Origin of the sequence: Paraclostridium sp. AKS73 (assembly GCF_025671395.1) — a bacterium.
Classification (GTDB): Bacteria; Bacillota; Clostridia; order Peptostreptococcales; family Peptostreptococcaceae; genus Paraclostridium; species Paraclostridium benzoelyticum.
In genome coordinates this window covers 173,951-182,445 of sequence record NZ_JAIXHU010000003.1, presented here as the reverse complement: position 1 = coordinate 182,445, position 8,495 = coordinate 173,951, and the positions used below count along the sequence as shown (strand labels likewise).

The window sequence follows — 8,495 nt, the reverse complement described above, 5'->3', positions numbered from 1 at the left end:
TTTAATTTTAATTTAATATTTTTTATATACTTTATATAATACATAAATAAATGTATTATATAAAGTATATAAAATAAGCAATATATTTGTAAAGATGGAGGTAATTATAATGAGCGATTCATTTGAAATATTAATGTTAATAAAAGAGATATATTCAAGATCTATGAGCAAGATAGAGGCAGGATTATCTGAGAGTGGCTTAACTCATCAACAAATAATGGTATTAAAATTAGTTGCGCACAATAAGGAAATAAATATAAGCCAAATTTGCAATGAAATGTATCTATCAAAAGGAACAGTATCTGGTATTGTTAACAGACTTGAGCAAGCCGATTATATAAAAAAGGTAAAATACGATAATGATAAAAGGAACACTTATATACAGTTTTCTACTAAAGGACTAGAGTTTGCAAAATATTTTAGAAGAAAATCAGAAGAAACTTTTGGAAACTTATTTGATAATTTAAATGAAGATGAAAGAACTGAAATTATTAAGTCGTTAAATTTATTAAAAAATAAATTAAAATAATTGTTTGACAAAATATAATCCCGGGTATAAGATTATTATAACAAAATAGTTTGCATGCAAACTAATAAGGAGGAACAATTATGAGTTTTAAATTAATAGCGGCTATAACAGCTATAACATTAGCTTTAGTATTTTATACAATAGGTGTATTTAGTGAAAGAAAAGCTAAAGTTTTAAACAAAAATCATGTTATAACATTTTATTTAGGTTTAATTTGTGATACAACAGGTACTTTTTTAATGAGTCAAATTGCTAAATCAGGAGTTAGTGGTATTTCAGAAACTTCAGCAATGATACATGGTATAACAGGAACTATAGCAATATTATTAATGCTATTCCATGCAGTTTGGGCTACTTGGGTACTTTATAAAAATGATAAAGAAAAACAAAGAGTATTCCACAAGTTTAGTATATTTGTTTGGTGTGTATGGCTAATACCTTATGTAATAGGAGCAATAATAGGAATGTCACATTAATTTTTAGGAATTTTTATAGGCCCTCCTAAATATAATTATAAAAATAATTATATTTAGGAGGGTTTTATGGTTCATAGAAAAAGGTTATTAGCATTGTTAACTATATCAACAATAGGAATGTCTAGTTTAGCTGGGTGTACATCAAATCAAGGTACGACAGGATCAAATAATTCAGGTAAGGAAGCTGATCCATATAATGTGCTTGCAAATAAAAATGCAAGAATAGCTATAAATATGGCTATAGATAAACAGGAATTATGTGATGTTATATTAAATAATGGATCTGTTCCAGCTGATTACTTTGTACCTAATGAGTTAGCTATAAACAAAGATGGAAAAGACTATAGAGATGTTGCTGGGAAAATGGGATATTCTTATAATGGCGAAGAAGCTAAAAAGTACTGGGATAAAGCAAAAGAAGAAGTTGGATTTGGTACTGTAACTTTAGAGCTAGTAACTTTTGATAGTGATACAAGTAAGCGACAAGCTGAGTTTATGCAATCTGAGCTTCAAGAAAATTTACCTGGATTAACAATAAAAATCAAAACTCAACCATTTAAACAAAAAATAGAGTTAGAGCAAAAAGGTAAATTCCAATTAGCTTACGCAGGATGGGGAGCAGATTACCCAGACCCTCTAACATTTTTAGACACTATGATGAAGGGTGTAAGTTATGCATCTAATACAGGTTATAAAAGTGATGAATATAATAAATTAGTAAATGAAGCAAAAGCAATGCCAGAACAAAATGAAAGTTGGAAGAAATTTGCAGAAGCTGAAAAACTTATGCTAGATGATGCATATATTGCTCCATTGATTCAATCTGGTATAGCTTATATGCAAAAGGAATATGTAAGCGATATGTTTAAATTCCCTACAGTTCCATGGTCATATAAGTGGGCAGATGTTGATAAAGAGAAAAAACAATTAAACTTAATAAGTACTTCTGATATTCCAACTATAGACCCAAGTAAAGCTACAGATACTGTTTCATTTGAGGTAATGACTAATACTATGGAGGGATTAGTTAGAATAGACAAAGAAAACAAAGCTATACCAGGAATTGCAGAAAGTTGGGAAACATCTGAAGATGGATTAACATGGACATTTAAATTAAGAAAAGATGCTAAGTGGTCAAATGGAGATGAAGTTAGTGCAAAAGACTTTGAATACTCATGGAAGAGAACTTTAAATCCAGAAACAGCATCTCAGTATGGATTTATAATGCATGATATAGTTGGGGCAAAAGAGTACAATTTAGGAGAAAATAAAGATCCTGATTCTGTAGGAGTAAAAGCTATAGATGATTATACTTTAGAAGTAAAATTAGTAAGACCAGTTACTTATTTTGATAAATTAATGGCATTTGGAGTTTATTTACCTCAAAATCAAAAATTTGTTGAATCTCAGGGAGACACATTTGGAACAACAGCTAAGTCTACTTTATACAATGGACCATTTACATTAAGTGAATGGAAAATAGAAGATCATTATTCAATGACAAAAAATCCTACTTATTGGGATAATTCAGCTGTGAAATTAGATGAGATAAATACAAAGATAGTTAAAGATGCGAATTCAGCGCTTAATCTATATGAAACAGATGCAATAGATAGAGTAGGTGTTACATCTGAAAATGTTGATAAATATAAAGATTCTAAGGAATTTAAAACTATGAAAGATTCATCAACTTATTTCTTACAAATCAATGCCGGAAATCCTCAAAAATAAATGTAAATAAGAATAGGTCTCACATTAATTAATGTGAGACCTATTCAGTATTATCTTAATTTTAAAATCAAATTATCTTTAGATACATCAGCTACTTCATATAACTTAAGTTTTTTTTCTATATCTTTTTCTGTTTTTCTATCAGAACTTACAAATATATCTTTAAGTGAGAGTATTGCATAAATTAAGATACTTGTATCTAATGCATAACCCATTAAGTCATGTTCTGTAGATTGACTTTTTACTAAATCATATATTTCTTGGCAGTACACCCCTTTAATGATGATAGTTTCATATTTTTCTTTTAATCCAACTAATAAATCAGTTGAGTTTAAAGCTTCAAATGTTAAATTCTGCATAAATTCACCCCTAAAAATTTATCTTATATTTAACTAATACCAATTTGTAACTAAAAATCAGCTATATTTTCAAATGGTAAGTTTTCAGTTTTTAATAATCCTTGAAGAACTAATCCATCAACTATAGAAACTAGTAAGAATGAAAGAGCTTCAGCATCTTTTGAACTTATTTTAACAATTTCTGATTTTAATGTATTACGCCATTCTATATATTTTAATTTTATTTGTTCTTTTAAAGGATCATTCCCTGTAATAGCTTCACAAAGAATGTACATGTGTATTCTACCTCTATCTTCTATATCGGAGATTTTCTCCATTATTAAGTTTATCATTTGCTCTTTTGGATTACTTGGATCCATACCTTGAATACATTGGAGTATAGATTCACTGATTGCATTTAAGTGAGTATTGGCAATTTCAGAGATTAATGCATCTTTTGATGAGTAGTGATAATATAAGGTACCTTTACTTATATTTACGGCTTTTGCTATATCAGATAAACTAGTATTTTTAACTCCGTTTTTGGTTATCAATTCTGTTGCAGATAATAAAATATTTTCTTTCATATTAGTATTATTTGATTTCATAAAGTCAACCTTTCTACAATTAACTGCTATTTTAATAAATAATTATAAGCTTATAAATTTTTATTGTCAACAAAGTAACATATAGCAAAAATACGTTTAAAATAAGGTTTTTTAAGCAACGAGCAAAGTCTTTGGAGATATGAAAAGTTAGAAGACGTAATCCATCGAGAGAAGAGAATTTTTTATGATTGACTTTAATATAAATCAAATGTACAATTAAATAAAAGATATATCGGCCGACCGGCCGACTGAAAAAATAAGGAGATATATGAATGAAAAAAATCAAGATAATAACAGATAGTTCTTGTGATTTAAATAAAGAGTTAGTACAAAAATATAATATAGAAATAGTAAAGTTAAATGTTTCATTTGGGGAAGATACTTACGCTGATGGAGATATGGATAGTGATACATTTTACAATAGAATGGCAAGTTCAAAGGAACTTCCTAAAACATCGTGTCCATCACCTGAAAAGTTTGTAAATGTATATGATTGTGAAGAAGAAGAAATTTTAGTTTTAACTTTATCTTCAAAGCTATCAGCTACATATTCAACAGCGGTACTTGCAAAAAACATGTTTGAGGAAGACAACACGGATAAAAGAATAGAAGTGATTGATACTGCTAATGGATCAGTTGGTCAAGGGCTTTTGGTTACTAAAGCTGCTCAGTTAGCAGATGAAGGGAAAAATTTAGATGAGATAGTAAAGACTATAGAAAGTCTAAAAGAAAAAGTTACTTTTTATGGTTCACTTGAAACACTAGAAAATGCAATTAAAGGTGGTAGAGTAAATCCTTTAGCTGGAAAACTTATAAATGCATTGAATTTTAAAGTTATAATTCAGGTTATAGATGGAATTGTAAAACCTGTTGATAAAGCAAGAGGTGATAGCAATTCAATTAAAAAAGTTATAGAAAACATATATAAAAATATTAGTAGTGAAAAGAAATATAGTTTAGCAATAGGTCATTCTAATTGTAAAGAAAAAGCATTAAAGGTTAAAGAAATTATGTCAAAAGAGTATGATTTTAAAGATATAACAATAAGCTCAGTTGGATCTGTTATGGGAACATATACATCAAAAGGTGCAATATTAATAGGTATATTAGAAACTGTCTAATTAATTAGACAGTTTTTTGTTTTTTACATATTTAAAATGGTATAATTAAGGTTATTCTAGATGGAGGAGGTATTATATGAAAAGCATATTAAATGATGTTGTATACTTAAATATAGTAACTAGTGGATTAAACCCTAATACCTCTGAAATAATAGAAATTGCAGCTATTAAAGTTATAAATAATGAAATTTTTAAGTTTAATACTTTGATTAAACCTTATGAGGAAGTTCCTGTAAGTATATTTGGGACTTGCAAAACCTTAAGCAAAATGATTTAGATAAGGCACCTACTATATATCAAATAAGAAATAAATTTATAGATTTTATAAAAGACTATCCTATAATTGTCATGATTTAAAATCAAAAAGTGCTTCTTAGATAAATATATTTTGAAAATAAAAGATTAAAAAATGAACTTTTAGATTCTATGCAGCTAGCTATTATTTTAGAGCCGTTTCATATAAATTATGAACTTAACTATCTTATAAATAAAGTTACAGATATTAATAAACAGGTAAATAATAGAGCATTAAACGATGTTTTACTAAATATACAATTAGTAAATGCTCTTTTGATTAGACTTTGGAAGAGTGAAGAAACTAGATTAGATAAACTTTATTTTAATTTAGAACAATATTTTAAAAGCTCCAATATAAAGTCTTGGGAATGGATTAAATATTTAAAAGAAATGGATGAAAAAAATGAATTTGAACAAAGTGTGTTGTTTGAAATAAATGAAAAAGATTACCAAGGAAATAGACATAATGTAAATTTATCAAAATATAAAAACTCATATGAGGATTTATTAAAATTAAGTGAACTTTGGACAAACTCTAAAAATTTTAGTTACATATTTAGGCCAAAGCAACATGAATTTACCAAGTTTATAAAAGATGTGTTTAATAGCAAAGAAGATGCACCTAAAGTAGGGTGTATAGAAGCTCCTACAGGAATCGGGAAAAGTGTTGGATATCTAATTCCAGCAATTATGGAGTCTTTTTATAATGGAAAGAAAATTGTTATATCTACAGATACAAAAAATTTACAGATGCAACTTATAAACAAAGATATACCTACAGTTTTAAAATCCTTAAACTTACAAAGTAAAATAAACTATGGGTGTATGAAGGGTAAAAATAATTACCTATGTAATAGAAGATTGGAAGAATACAAAAAAAGCGTAGTATTTAAAAGTCAAAGTGAATTGCTAGAGTTTTTATATATTCAAAGACTAATTGAAAATGGAGAATATGGAGATATAGAGGAAATTCCTAACAATGTTAAATATATTTTCTCTGAAATAGAAGGGTTAATTTTTAATTTAAGATGTGAATCAGATATCTGTTATCCAGAAAAGTGCATTGAAAGATGTTTTTATAAAAATAGAATAAAAGAACTGAAAAAAGAACATATAACTGTTATTAACCATTCTTTACTTGCAAAATGGCCGTATAAAGAACAAAAGCAATTGGATTATTTAATAATAGATGAAGGCCATAATTTAATGGAAAAAAGCTATGATTTCTTTACCTCAGAATGTAATAGTATTTTATTAGATAAATTATTAGATGAATTATATCCTCATAGTGAGATCAATCATAAAAATGTAAGTACTATGGATAAATTTTATATTAGTGTTGCGGGAAAACTTCAACTAGATAGTAATATAAAAGCAAAATTGCAAGAAAAAATAACTTTAGCAAAACAAAGTATAAATAACATACTAAATGGATGTGGAAAGTCTTTAAAGAGTGGGCTATATGACCATTCTTGGGAAATAAATAGGCAGCAAGCTCCCCTTAGCAATGTATCTTTTAAAAATAGAGTGGATATAAGTGGATATATGCGAAGTGAATTTGAAAACATTGTTATATATTTAAAAGAAATATTAAGATCTTTAAACTATATAATAGATCAATGTGAAAAGAAGGAGAAGATGATAGTTATATATTTAATACAATAAGCGCAAAGACAATGGATATAGATTGCAATATATTAACCATTGAAAGCTTTATAGAAAAAAAGTTAGACAACTATTGTAGGATCATTGATATAAATAATGAATATAAGTATTTTAATATAAGGGTTATACCTATTGATGTAGCTGAAATGTTTGAAAGTATGTTTTTAAGTACTGTAAATACAGTTGTTTTTTTATCAGCAACATTAAATATAAATAATAATATGAGTACGTTTAAAAGAACATTAGGCTTAGATAAGCACAAGACTATAGAAAAAACAATTGAGTCTATATATGATTATAAAGGAAAAACTAAAATTTTAGCAATGGAAGAGTTTCCAAAATACAATGCTTTAAATGATGAATTTATAGATCACACTGTGAAGTTGATTGAAAATATATGTGTAAATAGTAATGGACATGTACTAGCTTTATTTACAAGTAAGAATAGATTAGAAAAAGTTTACAAAAAGCTTGTTCATCGATTAAATATTCATAATATAGAACTGTATAAGGATAAATCAGCAGTTAATAACTTAAGAGATTTGAGTAAAAAGTGTGTTGTCTTAGCTTCTAAGAGCTGTTTTGAAGGGGTTGATATACAAGGAGAAGGGCTAACTTGCGTAATTCTTGATAAACTTCCAAATAAAAGTTTGGATGATCCGTTGTACTCATCAATAAGAAGTTTCAAAAGAACTACATATGACGATGTTAACTATCCTCAATTAAGTATAAAAGCTAAACAAGCTTATGGAAGGCTTATAAGAAGCAAATATGATTATGGATACTTTATAATCTTAGATATAGGGCACAATAACACCACTATAAATAAACTAAAAAGAGATTTGCATGATTGTGATATAAAAAGAGTTAATACTCATTATGTTATTGATAGTATAAGTAAAGACTTTAAACGTTGGAAGCTAGAAACATTTAGAGAAATTTTAAAAGACATTAAATGTGATATATATAGTCCTATGAAAATAATATATAAAAACAATAACGAAATGAATAGAATTGACTATATAAATGAAGAAGTATCAAAAAGAAATATAGCTTTATATATAAAGGATATAGACATAAAAAATAAAAAATTAAAAAATAATCATATAAATAAAGATAAAAAATAATAAATGAGTTGGGTTTAACGTAAAGTAATTTAAGTTAAAAACAGCTCATTTATTATTTTGAATTGACTTGCATCCACCTATATCTCTAAAATTAATCAAAACTATCACTCCTTTATTAAAATAGATACCACAAAAACAAAAATAAATCTAAAAGTTTTGTAAAATGGTGGTTGAAAAAAATAATTAAGAGTATTATAATCTAATTAAGTGATTACTTAATCAAAAAGAGGTTTATATGGAAAAAGTAGCCAAAATATTTAAAGCTCTAAGTGATGAAACAAGGCTTAAAGTTTTATTATTAGTATCTAAACGAGATATATGCCAAAAAGGTATATCAAAGTACTTAGGAATAACTGACTCATCAGTTTCACAACATATCAAAGTTTTAAAAGAAGCTGAAATAATAACTGGATATAAAGAAGGATATTATGTTTTTTATCATGTAAATGAAAGCGCATTTGATGAATGTATATCTTTTTTTAATTCGATAGGAAGTATAAATAATAATTTATTAGATACTTCAAATATTAAACTAGACAGCGCTGATTGCAGCAAAAATTGTAAGTCTATAAGAAAGTGCTGCAAAAGAAGGGAGATTTAAAA

10 protein-coding genes are annotated in these 8,495 nt (G+C 26.8%); 8 read left to right on the top strand and 2 right to left on the bottom strand.

Going from position 1 to position 8,495, the window contains the following annotated elements; all coding sequences use genetic code 11:
• The first annotated feature begins 109 nt into the window (after window positions 1–109).
• The 3 genes from LEQ07_RS03640 to LEQ07_RS03630 all read left to right on the top strand — a co-directional run bounded on the left by LEQ07_RS03640 (window position 110) and on the right by LEQ07_RS03630 (window position 2,736).
• Complete coding sequence (locus LEQ07_RS03640; RefSeq protein WP_021429094.1) at window positions 110–529, top strand: MarR family winged helix-turn-helix transcriptional regulator; 420 nt, start codon at window positions 110–112, stop codon at window positions 527–529.
• Between the two features lie 80 nt (window positions 530–609).
• The gene (locus LEQ07_RS03635; protein ID WP_021428977.1) at window positions 610–1,005 is read left to right on the top strand and encodes an HsmA family protein; all 396 of its coding nucleotides are present in this window, start codon (window positions 610–612) and stop codon (window positions 1,003–1,005) included.
• Between the two features lie 66 nt (window positions 1,006–1,071).
• Window positions 1,072–2,736 (top strand): ABC transporter substrate-binding protein, encoded by a 1,665-nt coding sequence (locus LEQ07_RS03630; RefSeq protein ID WP_052951985.1) that lies wholly within the window; start codon window positions 1,072–1,074, stop codon window positions 2,734–2,736.
• A gap of 50 nt (window positions 2,737–2,786) precedes the next feature.
• Here the strand turns inward: LEQ07_RS03630 and LEQ07_RS03625 are convergent, their stop codons facing one another.
• Window positions 2,787–3,095 (bottom strand): hypothetical protein, encoded by a 309-nt coding sequence (locus tag LEQ07_RS03625; protein WP_046822371.1) that lies wholly within the window; start codon window positions 3,093–3,095, stop codon window positions 2,787–2,789.
• Between the two features lie 50 nt (window positions 3,096–3,145).
• A complete protein-coding gene (locus LEQ07_RS03620; protein ID WP_263329566.1) occupies window positions 3,146–3,682 on the bottom strand; it encodes a TetR/AcrR family transcriptional regulator in 537 nt (178 codons plus the stop codon).
• Between the two features lie 272 nt (window positions 3,683–3,954).
• Here LEQ07_RS03620 and LEQ07_RS03615 point away from each other — a divergent pair, with 272 nt between their 5' ends.
• The 5 genes from LEQ07_RS03615 to LEQ07_RS03595 all read left to right on the top strand — a co-directional run bounded on the left by LEQ07_RS03615 (window position 3,955) and on the right by LEQ07_RS03595 (window position 8,493).
• Entirely contained in the window at window positions 3,955–4,803 is an 849-nt protein-coding gene (locus LEQ07_RS03615) for a DegV family protein (RefSeq protein ID WP_263329565.1), read from the top strand.
• A 76-nt stretch (window positions 4,804–4,879) separates the two neighbouring features.
• Window positions 4,880–5,080, top strand: a complete 201-nt coding sequence (locus LEQ07_RS03610) for an exonuclease domain-containing protein (RefSeq protein WP_263329563.1) — start codon at window positions 4,880–4,882, stop codon at window positions 5,078–5,080.
• A 149-nt stretch (window positions 5,081–5,229) separates the two neighbouring features.
• On the top strand, window positions 5,230–6,765 hold the full coding sequence (locus LEQ07_RS03605; protein WP_263329561.1) for a DEAD/DEAH box helicase family protein: 1,536 nt from the start codon (window positions 5,230–5,232) through the stop codon (window positions 6,763–6,765).
• A gap of 11 nt (window positions 6,766–6,776) precedes the next feature.
• Entirely contained in the window at window positions 6,777–7,892 is a 1,116-nt protein-coding gene (locus LEQ07_RS03600) for a helicase C-terminal domain-containing protein (RefSeq protein ID WP_263329560.1), read from the top strand.
• A 235-nt stretch (window positions 7,893–8,127) separates the two neighbouring features.
• The gene (locus tag LEQ07_RS03595; protein ID WP_263329559.1) at window positions 8,128–8,493 is read left to right on the top strand and encodes an ArsR/SmtB family transcription factor; all 366 of its coding nucleotides are present in this window, start codon (window positions 8,128–8,130) and stop codon (window positions 8,491–8,493) included.
• Window positions 8,494–8,495 lie beyond the last annotated feature (2 nt).

Excerpts from the sequence above, each read along its gene's own strand:
- LEQ07_RS03640 (WP_021429094.1), top strand. The coding sequence starts at position 110 with ATGAGCGATTCATTTGAAATATTAATGTTAATAAAAGAGATATATTCA.
- LEQ07_RS03635 (WP_021428977.1), top strand. The coding sequence starts at position 610 with ATGAGTTTTAAATTAATAGCGGCTATAACAGCTATAACATTAGCTTTA.
- LEQ07_RS03630 (WP_052951985.1), top strand. The coding sequence starts at position 1,072 with ATGGTTCATAGAAAAAGGTTATTAGCATTGTTAACTATATCAACAATA.
- LEQ07_RS03625 (WP_046822371.1), bottom strand. The coding sequence starts at position 3,095 with ATGCAGAATTTAACATTTGAAGCTTTAAACTCAACTGATTTATTAGTT.
- LEQ07_RS03620 (WP_263329566.1), bottom strand. The coding sequence starts at position 3,682 with ATGAAATCAAATAATACTAATATGAAAGAAAATATTTTATTATCTGCA.
- LEQ07_RS03615 (WP_263329565.1), top strand. The coding sequence starts at position 3,955 with ATGAAAAAAATCAAGATAATAACAGATAGTTCTTGTGATTTAAATAAA.
- LEQ07_RS03610 (WP_263329563.1), top strand. The coding sequence starts at position 4,880 with ATGAAAAGCATATTAAATGATGTTGTATACTTAAATATAGTAACTAGT.
- LEQ07_RS03605 (WP_263329561.1), top strand. The coding sequence starts at position 5,230 with ATGCAGCTAGCTATTATTTTAGAGCCGTTTCATATAAATTATGAACTT.
- LEQ07_RS03600 (WP_263329560.1), top strand. The coding sequence starts at position 6,777 with ATGGATATAGATTGCAATATATTAACCATTGAAAGCTTTATAGAAAAA.
- LEQ07_RS03595 (WP_263329559.1), top strand. The coding sequence starts at position 8,128 with ATGGAAAAAGTAGCCAAAATATTTAAAGCTCTAAGTGATGAAACAAGG.